At 69.4% G+C, this 20,610-nt stretch carries 19 protein-coding genes and 1 pseudogene; 6 read left to right on the top strand and 14 right to left on the bottom strand.

Going from position 1 to position 20,610, the window contains the following annotated elements:
* Positions 1 to 75 precede the first annotated feature (75 nt).
* From xerC to AC1PLR_RS03885, 5 genes are all read right to left on the bottom strand, one after another.
* Positions 76 to 948, bottom strand: coding sequence for a tyrosine recombinase XerC (gene xerC / locus AC1PLR_RS03905; RefSeq protein ID WP_481102754.1), 873 nt, complete (start codon positions 946 to 948; stop codon positions 76 to 78).
* 220 nt (positions 949 to 1,168) lie between these two features.
* Positions 1,169 to 1,834, bottom strand: a complete 666-nt coding sequence (locus tag AC1PLR_RS03900) for a DUF484 family protein (protein ID WP_481102753.1) — start codon at positions 1,832 to 1,834, stop codon at positions 1,169 to 1,171.
* On the bottom strand, positions 1,831 to 2,688 hold the full coding sequence (gene dapF / locus AC1PLR_RS03895; protein WP_481102752.1) for a diaminopimelate epimerase: 858 nt from the start codon (positions 2,686 to 2,688) through the stop codon (positions 1,831 to 1,833). Before dapF ends, AC1PLR_RS03900 begins: the two co-directional genes overlap by 4 nt.
* The gene (lptM, locus tag AC1PLR_RS03890; RefSeq protein ID WP_481102751.1) at positions 2,681 to 2,923 is read right to left on the bottom strand and encodes an LPS translocon maturation chaperone LptM; all 243 of its coding nucleotides are present in this window, start codon (positions 2,921 to 2,923) and stop codon (positions 2,681 to 2,683) included. The genes dapF and lptM overlap by 8 nt, the downstream gene beginning before the upstream one ends.
* 61 nt (positions 2,924 to 2,984) lie before the next feature.
* Positions 2,985 to 3,365 carry a YbaN family protein gene (locus AC1PLR_RS03885; RefSeq protein ID WP_481102750.1) on the bottom strand — a complete coding sequence of 127 codons (381 nt, stop codon included), beginning with the start codon at positions 3,363 to 3,365 and terminating at the stop codon, positions 2,985 to 2,987.
* Between the two features lie 523 nt (positions 3,366 to 3,888).
* On the opposite strand from AC1PLR_RS03885, the pseudogene AC1PLR_RS03880 reads away from it, so the two are divergent.
* Positions 3,889 to 4,859: pseudogene (locus AC1PLR_RS03880) on the top strand (IS110 family RNA-guided transposase).
* A gap of 233 nt (positions 4,860 to 5,092) precedes the next feature.
* Here AC1PLR_RS03880 and AC1PLR_RS03875 read toward each other — a convergent pair.
* Positions 5,093 to 7,183 (bottom strand): S9 family peptidase, encoded by a 2,091-nt coding sequence (locus AC1PLR_RS03875; RefSeq protein ID WP_481102749.1) that lies wholly within the window; start codon positions 7,181 to 7,183, stop codon positions 5,093 to 5,095.
* Between the two features lie 258 nt (positions 7,184 to 7,441).
* On the opposite strand from AC1PLR_RS03875, the gene AC1PLR_RS03870 reads away from it, so the two are divergent.
* Positions 7,442 to 8,662 (top strand): pyridoxal phosphate-dependent aminotransferase, encoded by a 1,221-nt coding sequence (locus AC1PLR_RS03870; RefSeq protein ID WP_481102748.1) that lies wholly within the window; start codon positions 7,442 to 7,444, stop codon positions 8,660 to 8,662.
* 7 nt (positions 8,663 to 8,669) lie between these two features.
* Here AC1PLR_RS03870 and AC1PLR_RS03865 read toward each other — a convergent pair whose 3' ends face one another.
* The 3 genes from AC1PLR_RS03865 to AC1PLR_RS03855 all read right to left on the bottom strand — a co-directional run bounded on the left by AC1PLR_RS03865 (position 8,670) and on the right by AC1PLR_RS03855 (position 11,699).
* Positions 8,670 to 9,149 (bottom strand): hypothetical protein, encoded by a 480-nt coding sequence (locus AC1PLR_RS03865; RefSeq protein ID WP_481102747.1) that lies wholly within the window; start codon positions 9,147 to 9,149, stop codon positions 8,670 to 8,672.
* A 75-nt stretch (positions 9,150 to 9,224) separates the two neighbouring features.
* Positions 9,225 to 11,330 (bottom strand): prolyl oligopeptidase family serine peptidase, encoded by a 2,106-nt coding sequence (locus tag AC1PLR_RS03860; protein ID WP_481102746.1) that lies wholly within the window; start codon positions 11,328 to 11,330, stop codon positions 9,225 to 9,227.
* A gap of 69 nt (positions 11,331 to 11,399) precedes the next feature.
* Positions 11,400 to 11,699, bottom strand: a complete 300-nt coding sequence (locus AC1PLR_RS03855; RefSeq protein WP_481102745.1) for a hypothetical protein — start codon at positions 11,697 to 11,699, stop codon at positions 11,400 to 11,402.
* A 125-nt stretch (positions 11,700 to 11,824) separates the two neighbouring features.
* Here AC1PLR_RS03855 and AC1PLR_RS03850 point away from each other — a divergent pair, with 125 nt between their 5' ends.
* Both AC1PLR_RS03850 and AC1PLR_RS03845 read left to right on the top strand, forming a co-directional pair.
* Positions 11,825 to 12,412, top strand: coding sequence for a lipocalin family protein (locus AC1PLR_RS03850; protein WP_481102744.1), 588 nt, complete (start codon positions 11,825 to 11,827; stop codon positions 12,410 to 12,412).
* A gap of 175 nt (positions 12,413 to 12,587) precedes the next feature.
* Positions 12,588 to 13,004: a winged helix-turn-helix transcriptional regulator gene (locus tag AC1PLR_RS03845; protein ID WP_481102743.1), complete on the top strand. Its 417-nt coding sequence runs from the start codon at positions 12,588 to 12,590 to the stop codon at positions 13,002 to 13,004.
* A gap of 240 nt (positions 13,005 to 13,244) precedes the next feature.
* Here AC1PLR_RS03845 and AC1PLR_RS03840 read toward each other — a convergent pair whose 3' ends face one another.
* Positions 13,245 to 14,216 (bottom strand): helix-turn-helix transcriptional regulator, encoded by a 972-nt coding sequence (locus AC1PLR_RS03840; protein WP_010341069.1) that lies wholly within the window; start codon positions 14,214 to 14,216, stop codon positions 13,245 to 13,247.
* Between the two features lie 179 nt (positions 14,217 to 14,395).
* Here AC1PLR_RS03840 and AC1PLR_RS03835 point away from each other — a divergent pair, with 179 nt between their 5' ends.
* Together AC1PLR_RS03835 and AC1PLR_RS03830 are read left to right on the top strand one after the other, a co-directional pair.
* Positions 14,396 to 15,190: a DUF481 domain-containing protein gene (locus AC1PLR_RS03835; RefSeq protein WP_010341068.1), complete on the top strand. Its 795-nt coding sequence runs from the start codon at positions 14,396 to 14,398 to the stop codon at positions 15,188 to 15,190.
* 280 nt (positions 15,191 to 15,470) lie between these two features.
* Entirely contained in the window at positions 15,471 to 15,884 is a 414-nt protein-coding gene (locus tag AC1PLR_RS03830; RefSeq protein WP_029561845.1) for an ester cyclase, read from the top strand.
* Positions 15,885 to 15,972: 88 nt separating this feature from the next.
* On the opposite strand, the gene hemC is transcribed toward AC1PLR_RS03830, so the two are convergent.
* The 4 genes from hemC to mdoH all read right to left on the bottom strand — a co-directional run bounded on the left by hemC (position 15,973) and on the right by mdoH (position 20,444).
* A complete protein-coding gene (gene hemC / locus AC1PLR_RS03825; protein ID WP_420008971.1) occupies positions 15,973 to 16,896 on the bottom strand; it encodes a hydroxymethylbilane synthase in 924 nt (307 codons plus the stop codon).
* 58 nt (positions 16,897 to 16,954) lie between these two features.
* On the bottom strand, positions 16,955 to 17,701 hold the full coding sequence (locus AC1PLR_RS03820) for a LytR/AlgR family response regulator transcription factor (RefSeq protein WP_481102742.1): 747 nt from the start codon (positions 17,699 to 17,701) through the stop codon (positions 16,955 to 16,957).
* Positions 17,702 to 17,789: 88 nt separating this feature from the next.
* On the bottom strand, positions 17,790 to 18,455 hold the full coding sequence (locus AC1PLR_RS03815; protein WP_481102741.1) for an alpha/beta hydrolase: 666 nt from the start codon (positions 18,453 to 18,455) through the stop codon (positions 17,790 to 17,792).
* A gap of 39 nt (positions 18,456 to 18,494) precedes the next feature.
* Entirely contained in the window at positions 18,495 to 20,444 is a 1,950-nt protein-coding gene (mdoH, locus tag AC1PLR_RS03810; RefSeq protein ID WP_481102740.1) for a glucans biosynthesis glucosyltransferase MdoH, read from the bottom strand.
* Between the last annotated feature and the right edge of the window lie 166 nt (positions 20,445 to 20,610).

Raw genomic sequence — 20,610 nt, 5'->3', positions numbered from 1 at the left:
TCCCTCCTTTGCCGACTCGCCTTGATCCAGAACAAGCGCGGGTGCGATGGCAACCGTGCGGTCGCGATGCAGCGCTCAGGACTTGCGCTTGGCGCGCGGGTGCGCCGCGTCGTAGACCTTGGCCAGGTGCTGGAAATCCAGGTGGGTGTAGATCTGCGTGGTGGCGATGTCGGCATGGCCGAGCAGTTCCTGCACGCCGCGCAGGTCGCCGGAGGATTCCAGGATGTGGCTGGCGAAACTGTGCCGCAGCATGTGCGGATGCACATGCTTGAACAGGCCCTGGCGCCCGGCCAGTTGCTTGATGCGGATCTGCACCGCACGCGCACCGATCGGCGCCCCGCCACGGCCCGGGAACACCGGCGCAGCAGCCTCGCCTCGGCTCTCCTCGCGCCACGCCAGCAGCGCGTTGCGCGCATGCGAGCCGACCGGCACCAGCCGCTGCTTGTTGCCCTTGCCCAGCACGCTGACCATGCCGGCGACGAAATCCAGATCGCGCCAACGCAGCGCGCACAGTTCGCTCAGGCGCAGGCCGGAGGAATAGAACAGCTCCAGCAGCGCGCGATCGCGCAGGCCCAGCGGCGCATCGGTCGGCACTTCGACCAGGCGCACCGCCTCGTCGGCGTCGAGTACCTGTGGCAGCTTGCGCGGCGCCTTCGGCGCGCGCAGTGCCGCCGCGGGGCTGGTGGCGATGTGACCGTGCTTGAGCAGCCACGCATAGAAACTGCGGCACGCCGACAGGCGCCGCTGCAGGCTCTTGGGCGACAGCCCGCGACGGTGTTCGGCGGCGATGAAGTTGCGCAGTTGCGCGGCATCGAGCGCGGCGGGTTCGCCGAGCAGGTTGGCCGCCGCCCACGCCTCCAGCGCCGCCAGGTCGCGCCGGTACGCGTCCAGGGTATGCGCGGACATACGCCGCTCGACCTGCAGGTAGGCGAGGAAGGCCGGGATCATGCGCCGCGACCGAGGTGCGCCGGATGTCGGGTCGCCGTCCTCGCAGCGCAATGCGATCGCCTTGCGAGGGAGTTTCGCTGGCGTGCCAGCTGCCATGTCGCGACAGCAGCGGTGGGACGCCGCGCGTGACCGATCACGGCGACGGCGCAGCGCAGGCGCACCGCAGCGGCGGCAAGGTCATCCCGGGTTGCGGGCCCGGGGCTCCGCGTCCCGGCCCGGCTCATCGCTGCAACGCCACCGCCAGCGCTTCGCCCATCATGCGCAGGAACAAGGTGCCCATGCCGGGATAGAACCGGTTCGGGTCGCGGCTGCCCACCGCGATCAGGCCCAGGCCCGGCAGCGGCAGCAGCGCGGTGGATTGCACCTCGTCCACGCGCTCGCCGTACAGCAGCGCCTGCTTTTCCGGTTGCAGGCGGCCGCAGATCGGCTCGCCATCCTTCAGGCAATCGCGGAACGGCGCCAACCGCGCATCGTCGGCCGCCAGCACCTGTAGCCACGGCGCCTGCTCCAGGCCGGGCAAGGGCTGCAGCAGCACGATGCTGACCAGGTCGCCCTGGAAATCCTCCTGCAGCGACGCGGCCATCGCGCGCACGCTGTCGGCGGCGCTGTGCTGACGCATCAACGCCAGGGTCAACTGATGGGTGCGCACCGCCAGCCGTTCGTTGACCTGCGCATTGGCGGCCAGGTCGGCCATCCGCCGCGACAGTTCGCGGTTCTTGTCGCGCAGCACTTCCAGCTGGTAGCTGGCCAGCGACGCGGTCGGGCCGTCGTCGCGCGGTACCACCAGGGTCAGCGCCAGGTCGGGAAACTGTTTCAGGAAGCCGGGATGGCGCCGCAGCCACGCCGCCACCTCGTGCGCACCGAGCTTGTCGTGGCTGTCGCTCATCGGATCCATTCTCCATCGAAGACGAACGTCGCCGGCCCGGACATCACCACCGGTGCGTTGTCGTCCGGCCACTGCACGCGCAACTCGCCGCCGGGCAGGCTGACGCGCACGTCGCGCTCGACCCGGCCGCGCTGCATCATCACCGCGGCCGCCGCGCAGGCGCCACTGCCGCAGGCCAGGGTCTCGCCGACACCGCGCTCGTACACGCGCAGGCGCAGGTGGCCGCGGTCGATCACCTGCACGAAGCCGACGTTGACCGAATCCGGGAACGAGGCGTGCTGCTGCAGCAACGGCCCCAGGCGCTCCACCGGTGCCGCATCGACCAGGCCCACTTCCAGCACCGCATGCGGGTTGCCCATCGACACCGCGCCGAAGCGCACGCTGCCGCCCTGCAGCGGCAGCACGTACTCCTCGCGTGCGCGCGGGAAGCCGACCAGCGGCACGTCTTCGGGCGCGAAGCGCGGCACGCCCATCGCCACGGCAAATTCGCCGGTGGCGCTACGGGTGATGTGGTGACTGCCGGCGGGGCTTTCGATGACGAAATCGTCCGTGGCCGGCGCACTGCCGTCGCGTACCAGCCAGGCCGCGACGCAGCGCGCGCCGTTGCCGCATTGTCCGGCGGCGCTGCCGTCGGTGTTCCAGATGCGGTAGCTGGCCACGCCCGCGGCATCGCGCGGCGCCTCGATGGTCAGGATCTGGTCGCAACCGACGCCGAAGTGGCGGTCGGCCAGACGCTTCGCCAGTGCGGCGTCCGGCGGCGGAGTGCCGTCGCGCAGGTCGAGCACCACGAAATCGTTGCCCGCGCCCTGCATCTTGCTGAAACGCAGGCGCGCGGCGTGGCGGGCCTCACTCATTCCCATTGGTGGGCGTGGTGGTGTCGTTGGCCGGCGGGCGCTGCCCGTCCACCGGCTGCGCCTGCCCGGCGGGATCGGTGGTCGCCGGCGGCGTCGCGTCCGGCGCGGGCGCGGCTTCCACCGGCACCGGCTTCTGCGGCATCACCAGCGGGCCCTTGTTGCCGCAGCCGGCCAGGGCCAGCAGCGCAGCGGCGGAGAGGACGAGACGGATCGAAGAAGAGGACGATGTGCTCATGCCCCGAGTATAGCCATACCGCCATGAACCGGCTGTGCCGCGGTCGCACGCCGCGGCGCGCTCAAGCGCGCGGCGGTTCCGGCCGCCACCACAGCCACAGCGCCACCGCGCTCATGCAGCCGATCGCCAGCACCTGCACCCACAACCGATGCACGAACAGCAGCAAGACCAGCGCACACGCGGCCATGGCCAACGTCGCCATCCACTTGCCGCGCCGGCTGACCGCCCCATGTCGCTCCCAGTCGCGGATGCTGCGGCCGAAGCGCGGATCGCGCAGCAGGCGCCGGCGCAGCCGCGGCGAACCACGCGCGGCGGCGTAGGCGGCGATCAGCACGAACACCGTGGTCGGCAAGCCCGGCACGAAGATGCCGACGATGCCGGTCGCCAGGCTGGCGTAGGCCAGCAGCCACCAGGCCCAGCGGAAACGGAAGTGCGCGCGCATCGCGGCATGATAAGCCTGCGCTGGCGCGGGTAGGCGTCGATCCGGCGACTGGCGCGACGCCGGGTGGCTGCAGGAGCGGCTTCAGCCGCGACGCGGGGCGCCATCGGGGCGTCCGGTCCCGCTGCAGTCGGGACTGAAGTCCCTCCTACAGGGCGTTGCCAGACCATCAGCACTGGTGCCAACTTTCTCGCGCAATGGAACCAAGCACTCTGCCGCTGTAGGAGCGGCTTCAGCCGCGACGCGTTACTGGGAATGCCCGTCGCGGCTGAAGCCGCTCCTTGTATCTGGACATGTCGCCCCTAGACAGGCGTCATGTCTTCCGACTGATCATCGGAGGAGGTGTGGGAGGTCCAGTCGCTCCTAAAGCTTCGAGCTTGCATCGTAGATCGGCTCCGCCCTCCACATGCTGGCCTTTGTGTGTCCGAACGGTATCCAGAGTCCGCCCCCGGGCGTGAACTCGCATCGACAAGGCAGGACCGGGCCCAGCGCCGATCATGACCCTGACACGATGGAGGAATCGCGTATGTCTCCCGTCATCGGCATCGACGTCGCCAAACGCAGTTTCGATGTGGCCATCGATCTGACCAATGGCAAGCACCGTACCAAGGCCAAGTTGTCCAACGATGCCAAGGGCTTCCAGGCCCTGCAGGCATGGCTGCAGACGCATGCGCAGCCCGATAGCTGGATCGCCATGGAGGCCACCGGCACCTACCACCAGGCGCTGGCCGAGTTCCTCCACGCACGCGGCTATCGGGTGTGCGTGCTCAATCCGGCGCAAACGGCCGCGTACGCACGCAGCCAGCTTAGCCGGGTCAAGACCGATCGCAGCGATGCCAAGCTGATCGCCAGTTATGCCCTGCGTCACCGCGAGCAGTTGCGCCGTTGGCACCCTGATCCGCCGGCGCTCAAGCAGCTCAAAGCGCTGGTGCGCCGGCGCCAGGATCTGCAACAGATGCTGCAGATGGAGCACAACCGGCTGGACGTCGCTCCGGCCCAGGTGAAGGACTCGATCCAGGTCCATCTGGCCGATCTGCAACACCACATCGCCCAGATCGAGCAGGCCATCGATGACCATATCGACCAGGATCCGACCTTGCGTGGGCAGCGCGAGCTGCTGGTGAGCATCCAGGGCATTGCCGACACCAGCGCGGCCTTGATGCTGGCCGAGCTTGGCGATGTGAGGCGCTTCGCCGATGCCTCGGCGGTGACCGCCTTCGCGGGCCTGAATCCGTGCCTGCAGGAGTCGGGCGAGCGCAAAGGCCACGTCTGCATCTCGCGCACCGGCTCGCCCCGCCTGCGCGCGGGCCTGTTCATGCCGGCCCTGGTGGCCATGACCCACAACCCGATCATCCGGACGCTGAAACAGCGGCTGAGCGAACGCGGCAAAGCCGGCAAGCAGATCGTGTGCGCCGCATGCGTAAGCTCCTGCACCTGGCCTACGGGGTTCTCAAATCGGGCACGGCGTTCGATCCGAAGAGGGGCCTTGCCTGCTAGGGGGTAAGACGGTATCTACGAGGCGACGGCGCGTCTCAACGAACCACGACAACAGGGGCGATTGGGCCACCCAACCCCGTTCTTCCGAATGTATCTGGGCTCTCATTTGGCAGATCCGTCATGGCGACGAACCAAGCCAGCGTGCCTTCAGGCGTCAGCGCAGGCCAAGCCGGCACCACGCCCACAGGACAGCAGCATCGGCCGGCCCGCAGGCCAGCCGACGCGCACCGCACTCACTTGGCCGGCTGCTCCACGCCCAACTGATCCAGCATGAAGGCATACGACTCGGCCATTTCGCGGTAGCGACGGAAGCGGCCGGACTTGCCGCCGTGGCCGGCTTCCATGTTGACGCGGAACACGATCGGCTGGCTGCCGGTGTCGTTCTCGCGCAGCTTGGCCACCCACTTGGCCGGCTCCCAGTACTGCACCTGCGAATCCCACAGGCCGGTGCCGACGTACATCGCCGGATAGGCCTGGCGGGTGACGTTGTCGTAGGGCGAGTAGCTGAGCATGTAGTCGTAGTACGCCTTCTGCTCCGGATTGCCCCACTCGTCGTACTCGTTGGTGGTCAGCGGGATGCTCGGGTCGAGCATGGTGGTGACCACGTCCACGAACGGCACCTGCGCCACCAGCACGCGGTAATCCTTGGGCGCCATGTTCGCCACCGCGCCCATCAGCAGGCCGCCGGCGCTGCCGCCGGCCGCGGCGACGCGATCCGGTGCGGCGTAGCCCTGCTGCACCAGGCCGCGGGTGACGTCGATGAAGTCGGTGAAGGTGTTCTTCTTGTGCAGCAGCTTGCCCTGGTCGTACCAGTCGCGGCCCATTTCCTGGCCGCCGCGGATGTGCGCGATGGCGTAGACCACGCCGCGGTCGAGCAGGCTCACCACCGGCAGGTTGAACGCCGGATCGGTGGACATGCCGTAGCTGCCGTAGGCGTACTGGTACAGCGCGGCGCTGCCGTCCTTCTTGAAGCCCTTCTTGTAGACCAGCGACACCGGCACCTTGACCCCGTCGCGCGCAGTCACCCAGACGCGTTCGGTCTGGTACTTGCTGGCGTCGTAGCCGATCACCGGCTGCTGCTTGAGCAGCTTGCGCTCGCCGGTGCGGGTGTTGAGTTCGTAGGTGGTGGCCGGGGTGGTCAGCGAGGTGTAGCTGTAGCGCAGCCACGGCGTGTCCGGCTCGGCGTTGATCGCCAGGCCCATCGAATACGCCGGCTCGTCGGCCTTGACGTACTCCTCCTTGCCGTCGGCGAAGTGCAGGCGGATCCGCTCCAGGCCGTCGGAACGCTCGGCGATGGCGGTGAAGCCGTCGAACAGCTCGAAGCCGTCGATGAACACCTTCTCGTCGTAGGGCAGCCAGCTCTGCCACTGGTTGCGCGAGGTGGCGCCGTCGGGTGCGGTCATCAGCGCGTAGTTCTTGGCCTTCCAGTTGGTGCGGATCACCCAGCGGCCGTCGAAGTGGTCGGCGTGGTACTCGACGTCGCGCTCGCGCGGCGCCAGCACGGTGAAACGCTGCGGATCGGCGGCCGGCGCATAGCGCTGCTCGGAGGACACGGTACTTTCGACGCCGATGACGATGTACTTGTCGTCGCGGGTACGGCCCACGCCCATGTAGAAGCTGTCGTCCTTCTCCTCGTACACCAGCGCGTCCTGCGCGGCGGGCGTGCCGAGCACGTGCTTCTTGACCCGCACGGTCAGCAGCGTCTCCGGGTCGTTCTCGACGTAGAACAGGGTCTTGTTGTCGTCGGCCCAGACCACGTCCGGCGACACGCCGGGAATGCGGTCGGCATAGACCTCGCCGGTGTCCAGGTTCTTGAAGCGCACCACGTACTGGCGGCGACCGACGTCGTCCTCGGTCCAGGCCAGGATGCGGTTGTCCTGGCTGACCGCCGCGTCGCCGACGCTGAAGTAGCCCTTGCCGGCGGCCATGGCGTTGACGTCGAGCAGGATCTCCTCCGGCGCCTCCATGCTGCCCTTGCGACGCGCCTGGATCGGGTAGTCCTTGCCGCTCTCGTAGCGGGTGTAGTACCAGTAGCCGCGCTCGCGGTACGGCACGCTGCTGTCGTCCTGCTTGATGCGGCCGACGATCTCCTCGTACAGCCGGTCTTCCAGTGGCTGCAGCGGCTTCAGCACCTGATCCGCGTAGGCGTTCTCGGCATTGAGATAGGCCAGCATCTGCGGGTTCTTGCGCGTGTCGTCGCGCAGCCAGTAGTAGGCGTCCTGGCGAACGGCGCCGAACGGCGCCTTGACCGCGTGCGGCTGCTTGGCCGGATGCGGCGGGGTGGCCGCGGCGGCGGAGGCGGAGGAAGCGAAGGAGGCGGTCATGAGCAGGAAAAGGCTCGCTAGCAAGGGGCGGTGGGGCATCTAATGGGGCTCCGGCGGCGGTAACGCAACGGGACGCGCTACCCGCGCGGGCAGCGGCAGCGGGCGGACGCCGCGCAGTGCCGGCCGAGTCTCCCTGCAACGCTGCGCCGTGGCAAGCGTGCCGAGGGGCATGGGTGCGATGCGGTACGACACCGCCGTTTCGCAACCCGCCCGACATCGCTAACACGCACGAAAGCACGCTCCTCTATCATCGGCGGCATGGCTTCCCTTCCCGGCGACACCCTCAGCGCCTCTCCCGCCTCGCCCGCCGCGTCCGGCTACAGCCAGCGCAGCCGCGAGATCGAACCCTTCCATGTGATGGCCTTGCTGGCCCGCGCCAACGAACTGGAACACGCCGGCCACGACGTGATCCACCTGGAAATCGGCGAGCCGGACTTCACCACCGCCGCGCCGATCGTCGCCGCCGGCCAGGCCGCGCTGGCTGCCGGCCATACCCGCTACACCGCTGCGCGCGGCCTGCCGGCCCTGCGCCAGGCGCTGGCGGACTTCTACCGGCAGCGCCACGACGTCGACCTGGACCCGGCGCGCGTCCTGATCACCCCCGGCGGCTCCGGCGCGCTGCTGCTGGCCAGCGCGCTGCTGGTCGATCCCGGCCGCCACTGGCTGATGGCCGATCCCGGCTACCCGTGCAATCGCCATTTCCTGCGCCTGGTCGAAGGCGCCGCGCAGCTGGTGCCGGTCGGCCCGGACAGCCGCTACCAGTTGACCCCGGAGCTGCTGCAGCGGCACTGGAACGCCGACAGCGTCGGCGCACTGGTGGCCTCGCCGGCCAATCCCACCGGCACCGTGCTGTCGCGCGCCGAACTGGCCGCACTGTCACAGACGCTGCGCGCCCGCGGCGGGCACCTGGTGGTGGACGAGATCTACCATGGCCTGAGCTACGGCATCGACGCGCCCAGCGTGCTGGAGGTCGACGACGACGCCTACGTGCTCAACAGCTTCTCCAAGTACTTCGGCATGACCGGCTGGCGCCTAGGCTGGCTGGTGGCGCCGCGCGCGGCGGTGCCGTCGCTGGAGAAGCTGGCGCAGAACCTGTACATCAGCGCGCCCAGCATCGCCCAGCACGCGGCGCTGGCCTGTTTCCTGCCGGAAACGCTGCAGATCCTGGAAGCGCGCCGCGCCGAGTTCGCCCAGCGCCGCGACTATCTGCTGCCGGCGCTGCGTGCGCTCGGCTTCCGCATCGACGTCGAACCGGAAGGTGCGTTCTACCTGTACGCCGACGTCGCCGAGTTCACCGACGATGCGCAGGCCTTTTGCGCGCACTTTTTGGAAACCGAGCACGTCGCCTTTACCCCGGGCGTGGATTTCGGCCGCCATCGCGCCGGCCAGCACGTGCGCATCGCCTACACCCAGAGCCTGCCGCGGCTGCAGGAGGCGGTGGCGCGGATCGCGCTCGGGCTGGGCCGCTGGGTACGCTGACGCATCGTCAGGCGTCGCATCCCACCCGGTCGAAGAACTGCCGCGCACTCGGCTCGCGCTGCTGTGCAGGTGCCCGGTACCACAGCAGTTGCCGCAAGTCCGGCACCAGGAAATGCGCAGGCGCCGGCGTGCCGCGGCGCGGCACGCCATCGAGCAGATCGTAGGCGGCATCGGCGCCGAGATACTCGGCCTCGCCGAGCGGGCGGTCACCGCCGTCGGGAGCAGGCGGCTGCCAACCGGGCTGGGTCGGATCGTCGATGGACACCAGGGTCTGGTGTCCATCGCTGCCGCCATCGGCCGGCAGGAACCAATGATCGGGGCCGCTGCGCGTGGAGTGCAGACGCAGCGCCAGGTGTGCGGGCCAGTCCGGTCCGCTGTCCACCGCCACGAAACGCGCCGTGAGCGCGGGATCGTGGCGCAACGCGTAACGCGCGTGTTCGACCGTGCACTGGCTGGCCGCCAGCGCGAGCACCAGACTGACCATCATGACCACGCCTCCGCAGGCGACACGCTGGAACCCGCGCGGTGATCCGCGCCCCGACCGGGACGCGGACCGCACCACTTACTTGGACAACCGCTCCCACAGGAAGCTGTACGCCAGCGCCTGCATATGCGCAGCTTGCGCATTGTTTGCTGCACCGCCATGACCGCCTTCGATGTTCTCGTAGTAGGTCACGTCCTTGCCGGCGTCGATCATCTTCGCCGCCATCTTGCGCGCATGGCCCGGGTGTACGCGGTCGTCGCGGGTGGAGGTCAGGAAGATCACCGGCGGATAGGTCTTCTTCGGATCGAACAGGTGGTACGGCGAGAAGGTCTGGATGAACTTCCAGTCGTCGGTGTCCGGGTTGCCGTACTCGGCCATCCACGAGGCGCCGGCCAGCAGGTGGCTGTAGCGCTTCATGTCCAGCAGCGGCACCTGCACCACCACCGCGCCGAACAGTTGCGGGTACTGCATCAGCATGTTGCCGGCCATCAGGCCGCCATTGCTGCCGCCCTGCACGCCCAGGTGCTTGGCCGAGGTGATCTTGCGCGCGACCAGGTCCTGCGCCACCGCCGCCATGTCCTCGTAGGCCTTGTGCCGGTTCTGCTTCAGCGCCGCCTGGTGCCAGCGCGGGCCGTACTCGCCGCCGCCGCGGATGTTGGCCAGCGCGTACACGCCGCCCTGGTCGAGCCAGGCGCGGCCCAGGCTGCCGGAGTAGAACGGGGTCATCGAGATCTCGAAGCCGCCGTAGGCGTACAGCAGGGTCGGCGCGCTGCCGTCGGCCTTGAGCTGCTTGGGCCGGACCAGGAAGTACGGCACCTTGGTGCCATCCTTGGACACGGCGAAGTGCTGCTCGATCTCGTCCTTGGACGCGTCGAAGAAGCTCGGCATCGCCTTCAGCGTCTCGATGCTCTTCGGCCCGCGCTGCACGTCGGCCAGCATCAGCGTGGTCGGGGTCAGGAAGTCGGTGGAGGTCAGCCACACCTGGTCGTTCTCGTCGGCATCGACCGCATCGACGCTGGTGCTGCCGAAGGCCAGATCGCCGACCGGGAACGCCGTGCGCGCCCATTCGCCCTCGCCCGGGGTCAGCACCCACAGCCGGCTCTTGACGTCGTCGAGCACGTTCAGCACCAGCCGCGACTTGGTCCAGGCGAAGGACGCAAGCGAGGCGGTCTCGGTCGGCGTGAACAGCACCTGGAAGTCGCGCTTGCCGGCCATGAAGTCGTCGAACCTGGTCGCCAGCAGCGCACCGGCCGGGTAAGTCGTGCCGCCCACCGTCCACGGATCGCGCAGTTCCAGGGTCAGCCACTGGCGGTGCACGCCCTTGTTGGCCGAATTGGGCACGTCGATCTTGGTCAGGCGGCCATCGGCGCCGCGCAGGTACATCTCGTCGTTGTAGAAGGCCAGCGTGCGGCTGACGAAATCGCGCTCGTAGCCGGGCGTGTCGTCGTGCATCGCGGCGATGTACATGTCGTCCGGCTTGCCCTCGTAGACCAGCGTGGCGCTACTCATCGGGGTGCCGCGCTTCCACTGCTTGACGATACGCGGGTAGCCGGAGCTGGTCAGCGAGCCGGGGCCGAAGTCGGTGTACAGGTAGACGGTGTCGGCATCGATCCAACTCAGCCCGCCCTTGGCCTCGGGACGGAAGAAGCCGTCCTTGATCCACTGCTTGCTGCCCAGGTCGAACTCGCGGGTCACGTCGGCGTCGGCGCCGCCGCGCGACAGCGCGATCAGGCAGCGCGTGTAGTCCGGACGCAGGCAGTTGGCGCCATGCCACACCCAGTTCTCGCCCTCGGTCTTGTTCAGCGCGTCCAGGTCCAGCACCGTCTCCCACTTCGGCTCGGGCTTGCGGTATTCCTCGAGCGTGGTGCGGCGCCACAGGCCGCGCTCGTGCGCGCGGTCCTTCCACAGGTTGTAGTAGTACGGGCCGATCTTCTGCACGGCCGGGATCTTGGCGTCCGAATCCAGCACCTCGCGGATACCGGTCTCGCGGGCCTTGAAGGCCGGGGTCTCGGCCAGCCGCGCCTCGGTCTTGGCGTTCTGCGCCTTGACCCAGTCCAGCGCCTTGGCGCCGGTGACGTCTTCGAGCCAGGCATAGGGATCTTGGGGCATCGCGGTTTCCTTGGCCGCGGCGGTGCCGGCGGTGAGCAGGCCGGCGAGCAGGCAGGCATGTGCAAGTGGGGACATTGGTTCGGATCCGGGAAGGACAGCGCCGCACCGTAGCATGCGGTCCTCGCCGCCCTCCCCTGCCGAAGGTCAGGCAGGACGCGCCGCGCGCGCCGCCGGTCCGCGCCGCCGCGCCTGCGCCCGCGGCCGGGTCCGCCACTGCCCCCACAGGCGGCGCAGCGGCGGCAGCGGGAAGCGGTGCAGGGCCCACCAGGCGCTCAGCGGCATGCCCAGCAGCCACAGCGGCCGCCAGCCCAGCCATTCGCTGTGGCCGCGCGCAGCCGGCCACACCAGAACCAGGGCCAGCCCGGCCAGGATCGCCTGGCGCAGCAGGCGACGCAGGCCGGGGTGCGGGACGTGGCGGCGCGGGGAGGACGGAACGATCGGCATGACGGCAGCTCCTGGAAGTCGAGGCGCGCAGGGTGCCGCCGGGACATCTCAGGGGCTGCGACGCATCATTGACATGGCGCACGCGCATACTTCACCGGCGTTCGCCCTTCGCCCCGGAATCTCCTATGCGCCTGCTTTCCCTGTTCGCTTCCGTGCTGCTGCTGGGCATGGCCGTCCCATTGCCGACGGCCCGCGCCAAGGCGCCGGATCCGGAACAGGAGCCGGCGCAGCCGCCGATCGACCTGCAGCGCTTCATGGGCCGCTGGTATGTGATCGCCCACATCCCCTACTTTGCCGAGCGCGGCCACGTCGCCAGCAGCGACGAGTACACCCTCAAGGACGACGGCAAGATCGCGGTGCGCTACGAGTACCGCAACGGCTTCGACGAGCCGGTCAAGGAGCTCAACTCGCGCGCCACGGTCAAGGAAGGCACCGGCAACCGCCGCTGGACCACCTGGTTCTTCAGGATGGTGCCCACCAAGTACCGCATCCTGGAAGTGGCGCCGGACTATTCCTGGGCGCTGATCGACTACCCCGGCCGCGACTTGGCCTGGGTGTTCGCACGCTCGCCGGACATGAGCCACAAGCAGTACCGCGAACTGGTCGACAAGCTGGACCACCAGTACGGGGTCAACATCGACAAGCTCAAGCGCGTGGCGCAGCGCCGCGAGCAGGTCGGCAAACTCGGCTTCGAAGTGCCGAACAAGCCCTGAGGCAGCCGCCAGAGTCGGGCAACGCGCCGCGTCGACGCACTCCGGCACGCCCGAGCCCGCCACGCCATCGCACCGGCGTGGCCTGCACCGTCACCACGATCATCCTTCGCTCAGCGAAGCGCCCGCCGCGGCCCGTATGATCGGCAGCGCCCTCCCCCACAGACAGGTGCATCGCGTGGCCAGCGTCCTCTCCGAACCTCTCGACGAAGCGCCGCGCAGTTGTGCGGACGCAAGCCTGCTGCGCGGCCAGGTGTTCGCGCAGAACTGCCCTTCCCGCGCCGTGTTGAGCCACGTCACCAGCCGCTGGGGCGTGCTGGTGCTGGTGGCGTTGCGCAAGGGCACCCATCGCTTCGGCGACCTGCGCCGCAGCCTGGAAGGCGTCAGCGAGAAGATGCTGTCGCAGACCCTGCAGGCGCTGGAGGCGGACGGCCTGGTGCAGCGCACCGCCTACCCGGTGGTGCCGCCGCATGTGGAATACGACCTGACCCCGCTCGGCGAGGAAGCCGCGGCCCACGTGCACGCGCTGGTGGACTGGATCGAGCGCAACATCGGCGTGATCCTGGGCGGCGGCGCGCCGCTGGATGCGGCGTAGGGGAGACCTCCAGGATGCAATAGGCATGGTGCGGCAATGCCACCGTCGCGGCTGAAGCCGCTCCTACGGCGGCGGCCGCTGCGTTGCGCGACAAGCGACTGCCTCCCGCACCAGTGCACGCCTCGGCGGCGACGCCAATTTCCCGTAGGAGCGGCTTCAGCCGCGACGCGCCCTGTCGGCCACGCCGGTCGCAGATGAAGCCGTTCCTGCACGGGCCATCGCGCCGCGCACAGCGGCGCCTCAATCGTCGCTGTAGTTGCTCAATGCCAGCGACAGCAGCGCCTTGGCCTGCTCGCGCAGCGAGCGCGGCTCCACGATCTCCGCATCGGAGCCGTAGTGCAGCACGTCCATCAGCAGTTCGCGCGAGACGCTGTAGGGCACCTTCAGTTCGTAGCGGCCATCGGCCAGGAACCGGCCCTGCTGCTTGGAATGCCAATGCTCGTCGGCGACCCAGCGCGCGGCCTTGGGGCTGAACACGATGGTGGCCCAGCCCTTGGGCGCGCCGGAGAAGATGCCGTAGCTGGCCGCCAGCTGCGAATCCAGCTCGGCGTCGGCCACGTCCTGCGCCGGCTGGTCGAGCAGGCGCGCATGGTTGATGCGGTCCACCGCGAAGCTGCGCACCGCGTCGCGGCCATGGTCCCAGGCGTCCAGGTACCAGTTGTCGCGGTAGTGGGTGATGCGCTGCGGCGACACCGTGCGCTTGGTCGATTCGTCGGTGGAGCGGGCGCGGTAGTCGAAGGACAGGCGCTTGCGCTCCAGCACCGCCGAGGCGACGGTACGGAAACTGGCTTCGTCGAGCTTGCGGCCGCGATGCGGGATCACCCGCACCCGCTCCACCGGCCAGTGGGTCGCCCCGGCCTGGGCGGCGAGCAGGCTTTCGATGCGCTGCTGCAGCGGCGCCAGCACCGAGGACAGCACCCCGCCCCCGGTGCGCGCCAGCAGTTGCTGCGAGGCCAGCAGCGCGTGCAGCTCCTCCGAACTCAGCCACAGGCCCGGCAGCTCGAAACGGTCGCTCTCGCCGGATTCGTAGCGGAAGCCGGCCTCGCCGTCGCCCTCCACCGGCGCCATCAGCGCATCGCGCAGGAAGGCCAGATCGCGGTAGACGGTGGCGCGGGAGCAGCCCAGTTCGTCCTGCAGCCGCGCCACCGTCACCGGGTAGCGCGCGGACTTGAGCAGGCGGTGCAGTGCGTTGATGCGTTCGTAGCGGTCCATGGTCCCGATTATGTCTGAGTCGCGGGCGGAAAACGCCTGCCGGCATGGCGGCCGATGCAGCGCCCGAACCGCCGATGAAGCCGGCGTCCCCGGCCGGCCAGGGTGTCATGTGGATCCGGTATGATGAAATCGTTTCCATTTCGTTAGCCGAAGGCTGCGTCCTCATTCCCGGAGAAGCCATGTCCCGCCGCGCCACCCTCGTATCCGCCATCGCCATGTTGCTGCTGAGCACGTCCCCGGCCTGGGCCGCCGACGTCGCCACCTCACCGACAGCCACGGACCCGGCCAGTTCGCCGTGGAGCGGATCGGGCGAACTGGGCTTCGCTTCCTCGCACGGCAACAGCAGCAACGAAAGCCTCAACGGCCGCCTGAAGGGACAGTACGTGGACGGCGACTGGATCCACAGCTTGGACCTGCTCGCCCTGCACGCCAGCGCCGAGTACGTCGACACCAATCCCGACGGCACCACCACGCGCAAGCGCCAGACCACCTCCAACCGCTACACCGGCAGCGCCGGCAGCGCGCTGCAGCTCGGCGAGCACCGCCAGCTGACCGCCTCGCTGCGCTACGAGCGCGACGACTTCGCCACCTACGACCGCCTGGCGACGATCGGCATCGGCTACGGCACCCGGATCATGGACGGCGACCGCCGCAGCATCGACGTACAGATCGGTCCCGGCGTGCGCCGCGCCCACGACGTGGTCGAGAACCGCACCGAAACCGGCCTGATCGGCCGCGGCCTGGTCGACTTCAAGTACGGCCTGACCAGCAATACCGAACTGGGCAATACCCTGCTGGTCGAATCCGGCGCCTACAACACCTTCGCGCAGAACGACCTGGGCATCTCGGTCAGCATGAACGAGCGCCTGGCGCTGAAGGCCGGCTGGCAGGCGCGCTACAACAGCGACGTCAGCGACGACAAGAAGAAGACCGATACCCTGGCCACGATGAACCTGGTCTACAAGTTCAAGTGAGCGGGGATTCGGGAGTCGGGATTGGGGATTGGTAGAGGCAGGGATGCCTGGTTCGGCGAAAGGGCGGTGCCGGTCGCCGCGCGGTTTCGCCCATTCCGCAAGGCGTGAGGGTCCGTTACTCGATCTGCCAGCCCTGCAGGACGCGTGAACACCCTTGCCCAATGGTGGAGTTCACCGGTCGCGTCCTTTTGAAGGATGCGCCGTCGGGAAGCAGCGCCGCCCCCGCGACCGTTAGGATGTCCAGTACCGCTGTATCGCGGTGTCCGAAACGGAGGCTGTGATGACCGTATCCGATCCAAAGACAGTGGTTCGCCGCTTCAACAAAGAGGTGATCGAAGGCGGTGATCGCGCCGCATTCGAGGCGCTGATGGCGCCGGGGTTCGTCAATCGCTCCGCTCCGCCCGGCGCTCCTGCAGGAAGCGAGAGCATGTGGAGCACCTTCCATGACATTCTCCGGCCCGCGCTGGCCGGATTGACGGTGACGATCCACGACCAGGTCGCCGAGGGCGACAAGGTGACGACCCGCAAGACCGTGTCGGGCAGGCACACCGGGACGCTGTTCGGGGTGGAGCCGACGGGAAAGACGGTCAGCATCGAGGTGATCGACATCGTCCGGGTCGAGAACGGCCGCTATGTCGAGCATTGGGGCCTCAACAACCTGCCGACGGTGCTCGCTGGCTTGCAGCGCGCGTAGGAGCGGCTTCAGCCGCGACAGGCCTTCCCGGTAACGCCCATCGCGGCCGAAGCCGCTCCTACGGGCGATTGCGCGGGGCGAGGCGCCCTCAGGCCGGCAGATCGACATCCAGCAGTTCGCGCGCGCCGGCGCCGAGCAGGGCCTCGGCCACGGCCTGGCCCAGCGCCTCCGGATCCTGGGCGCTGCGCTGCAGCTCCGCGCGCACCAGGCGCCCGTCGGCGACGCCGCCGACCAGGCCCTGCAGCAGCAGGTCCTCGCCGCGCCATTGAGCGAACGCCGCCACCGGGACGTGACAGCTGCCGTGCAGGGCGCGGTTCATCGCCCGCTCCGCCTCCACGCAGCGGCGGGTCGGCGCGTCGTCGAGCGCGGCGAACAGCGCCAGCGCGGCACTGGCGTCCTCGCGGCATTCCACCGCGATCGCGCCCTGCGCGGGCGCCGGCAACCAGTCCGGCGCCTGCAGGCGCTGGGTGATGCGCCCCTCCAGGCCCAGCCGCTGCAGGCCGGCGCAGGCCAGCACGATGCCGTCGTAGCCGCCGTTGTCGAGCTTGGCCAGGCGCGTGTTGACGTTGCCGCGCAGGTCCAGCAGTTCCAGGTCCGGGCGCCGCGCGCGCAGTTGCGCCTGCCGCCGCAGCGAGGAGGTGCCGACGCGCGCGCCCAGCGGCAGCGCGTCCAGCGAGGCGTAGAGGTTGGAGATCAGCGCATCGGCCGGATCGGCACGCGGCAGGATCGCCGGCAGCACGAACGGCCGGTCCAGTTCCATCGGCACGTCCTTGAGCGAATGCACCGCGCAATCGGCCTCGCCACGCAGCATCGCCAGCTCCAGCTCCTTCAGGAACAGGCCCTTGCCGCCGATCGCCGCCAGCGAGCGGTCCAGGACTTCGTCGCCGCGGGTGCTCATCGGCACCAGCACCACATCCAGATGCGGGTGCGCGCGGCGCAGGCAGGCGGCGACATGCTCGCTCTGCCACAGGGCGAGCGGACTCTTGCGGGTAGCGATGCGCAGGATCTTCATGCGCGCATTATCGCGGAAAGCCGCGGTCCGCCGCTGCACGCGCGCGGTCCGTGCGGCATCAGCGCTGGTGGATCTCCTTGCGCAGCTGCGCCACGCAGCGCCGGCTGACCTCCAGCGGCTGCTTGCCATGGCGCAGCACCGCCTGCACCTGGCCTTCGCCGAGCCGGCGCAGCTCCACCAGCTCGTGGCGCGCGACCAGGCAGTTGCGGTGGATGCGCACGAAGCGTTCGGCGAATTCCTCTTCCAGCGCGCGCAACGATTCCTCGATCAGGTCCTCGCCGCGGGCGTGGTGCACCACCACGTACTTTTCCTCGGCCTGCAGGTAGTGGATGTCGTCGACCGGGATCAGCCGCAGGCTGCCGCGCAGGCGCGCGCACAGGTGGGTGCGCCGCTGCGGCGCTGGCGCGGAGGCATCGCCGTTGACGCGGCCGGCCATGAAGGTGCGGGCGCGCTGCAGGGCTGCGGCCAGGCGTTCGGCGCGCACCGGCTTCATCAGATAGTCGATCGCCGCCGCCTCGAACGCCGACAGCGCATGCGCGTCGTAGGCGGTGCAGAACACCACCGCCGGGCGTGGCTCGAAGGTGGCCAGGTGGCGTGCGGCCTCCAGGCCGTCGAGCCCGGGCATGGCGATGTCCAGCAGCACCAGGTCCGGTCGCGCGGCGGCGCAGGCGTGCAGCGCGTCCATGCCGTTGTCGGCTTCGGCCACCACTTCCACGCCGGCATGCGCGGCCAGCAGCGTGCGCAGGCGTTCGCGCGCCAGGGGTTCGTCGTCGGCGATCAGCACCTTCACCCAGGTCTCCCTCACTCGACTGGCGTGCGCTGCGGCCGATACTAGCCCCGGTTCAGGGCGCCCGCCACGGGTATCGCACCACGCCGCCACGCGGCCGGCGTCCTCAGTTGCCGGTGAGGCAGGCGTCCATCCAGTCGCCCAGGTCGGCGATTTCCTCGGCGCAGACCTGGTGCGCCATCGGGTAGCGTCGCCACTGCACCGGCATGCCCAGCGCCTGCAGGGTCTGCGCGGTGCGCTCGGCGTAGGGCTGCGGGATCACCGGATCGCCCTGGCCATGGGCCATGAACAGCGGTTGCCGCAGGGCCGCCGGCGCATGCCAGCGGGTGACGCTCTCCAGTTCCGGCAGATAGGTGGACAGGCCGATCAGACCGGCCAGCGGCCGCTCGCGGCGCAGGCCGGCGGCCAGGGTGATGGCCCCACCCTGGGAGAAGCCGGCCAGCAGCAGGCGCTCGGCCGGCACGCCGCGCGCGTCCTCGCGCGCGATCAGCGCCTCGACCTGGGCCACCGATTCGGCGACGCCGGCGCTGTCGGCGCGGTTGGAGAAGTCCATGCTGACGATGTCGTACCAGGCCCGCATGCGCACGCCGTTGTTGATCGTCACCGGCCGCACCGGGGCGTGCGGGAACACGAAACGCAGCGCCGGCCAGTGCGGCCGCACCAGCTCCGGCACCAGCGGCGCGAAGTCGTTGCCGTCGGCGCCCAGGCCGTGCAGCCACAGGACGGTCCAGGTCGGCGCGGCGCCGGTCTCGTGTTCCACTGTCTCCAGCATGTCGGTTCCCGATGAATGAGGCCGGATAGTATGCCGGCCTCAGCCCGCGGCCTGCGCCTCGGCCTCGGCCCGGCGTGCGGCCGCCTCGCGGCGCAGTTCGGCGGCACGCAGCAGCACCGCCGGCGGCTGCGACTCTTCGGGAATGGCGAGGATGCGCAACTTGCGCAGCCAAAGGCCGGCGGCGCGCGAGGAGCTGATCGCCACCACCGGCACCGCCAGCGCCATGCCGATCACCACCGGCGCCATCCACGCCGCCAGCGACGGCGACACGGCGTAGGCCATGCCGCCCATCAGCAGGCCGAACGCACTCAGTCCGCCGTAGCTGCGCAACAGCGCCGACCACGCGATGCGGCCGTCGTCGCGCTGCTGCGCGTCCCAGCCCGAGTCCTTGCCCGCCAGCACCTCGGCGACACCGCGCGACTGCACGTACATCACCACCGGCGCCATCAACGCGGCCAGCAGGGTTTCCAGCAGCATGCTCACGAAGGCACGCACCCCGCCGCCGCAGCCGCGGCGTTCGCCCGGCTTGAGCAGCATCGCGAAGTAGCCCATCACCTTGGGCGCCAGCAGCACGAACATGGTCACCGCGAACACCCAGGCCACCCGCGTGGAATCCTGCTGGTGCCAGTAGCGCGCCGGCGAGAACGGCGAGATCACCGAGGCGACCAGGTCGAACCCGCCGTTCTGCAGCGGAATGGCGATGCCGATCAGCATCAGCATGCCCCACATCGGCGCGGTGAAATAATGGCCGATGCCGATCAGCATGTGCATGCGGCTGACCCAATGCAGGCCGCGCGCGCGCACCACCTTGGAGTGCTGCAGGTTGCCCTGGCACCAGCGGCGGTCGCGCACCAGTAGGTCGGTCAGCGTCGGCGGGCCTTCCTCGTAGCTGCCCTGCAGGTACGGCACCATGTGCATGGCCCAGCCGCCGCGGCGCATCAGCGCCGCCTCGACGAAATCGTGGCTGAGCACGTGGCCACAGAACGGCTTGCGCCCGGGCAGCGACGGCAGGCCGGCCTGCGCGGCGAAGGCCTCGGTGCGGATCATCGCGTTGTGGCCCCAGTAGTTGCTTTCCGAACCGTGCCACCAGGCCACGCCGAAGGCGATCACCGGGCCGTAGACGCGGCCGCCGAACTGCTGCATGCGCGCGAACAGCGTATTGCCGTTGACCACTTCCGGCAGGGTCTGGATCAGGCCGACATCGGGGTTGGCCTCCATGCCGGCGGCCAGGCGCACGATGCTGTCGCCGGTCATCAGGCTGTCGGCGTCCAGGATCAGCATCTGCGGATAGGCACCGCCGAAGCGGCGCACCCAGTCGGCGATGTTGCCGGCCTTGCGCCCGGCATTGCTGGCGCGGCGCCGGTAGAACAGCCGGCCGTGGCCGCCGACGCGCTCCACCAGTTCGGCGTACACCTTTTCTTCTTCCGCGCCGATCGCCGGGCGCGTGGTGTCGCTGAGAATGAAGAAGTCGAAGCGCTCGATCTGGCCGGTGGCCTCCACCGACTCGTAGATCGCCTGCAGGCCGGCCATCAGCCGGTGCGGGTCCTCGTTGTAGGTGGGCATCAGCAGCGCAGTGCGGTTGCGCACCACCGGCAGCGGCGCGTCCGGATCGATGCCGAGCTTGCGGCCCTTGCCGAACACCAGGGTGAAGAAACCGGCCAGCGCGCTGACGAAGGACAGCGCGATCCAGGCGAACAGCGGGATGAACAGCACCATCAGGCAGGCTTCGAGCACGCTCACGCCGCCGATCAGCAGCACCTTGCAGATCAGCCAGCTGGCGTAGGCGGTCATCGCCGCGGTGGTGCCGAACACATAGAAACGCCGCCAGCCGATTCCCACCGGGGTGCTGGGCAGGCGCTTGTTGCGCAGCTTGCCTTCCTGCAGCGACTGCAGCGGCATGTCCAGCGGCGCTTCGGGCGGCAGGACCGCCTGGCCGGCATCCAGGGGCGGATCGACGGGCACGGCCGGTGTGGGGGCGACCGCGCTCATGCGATCCGCCGATCGCATCCGGCGCCGCAGCGCCATCGGGAAGTGCCGCGGGCGGCCGGCGCGGCGGATGCCGCTGCGGCCACGCGCGCCTTGTCATGTACGCCAGTTGCTACCACGTGCTCTCCTGTCGACGGGCAAAGACGCCCGTCAATGTAAACCTTAAATA

The organism is Xanthomonas sp. NCPPB 3570 (assembly GCF_056725115.1).
The sequence above is the reverse complement of the archived record's forward strand: the minus strand, read 5'-3'. Positions and strand labels throughout refer to the sequence as shown.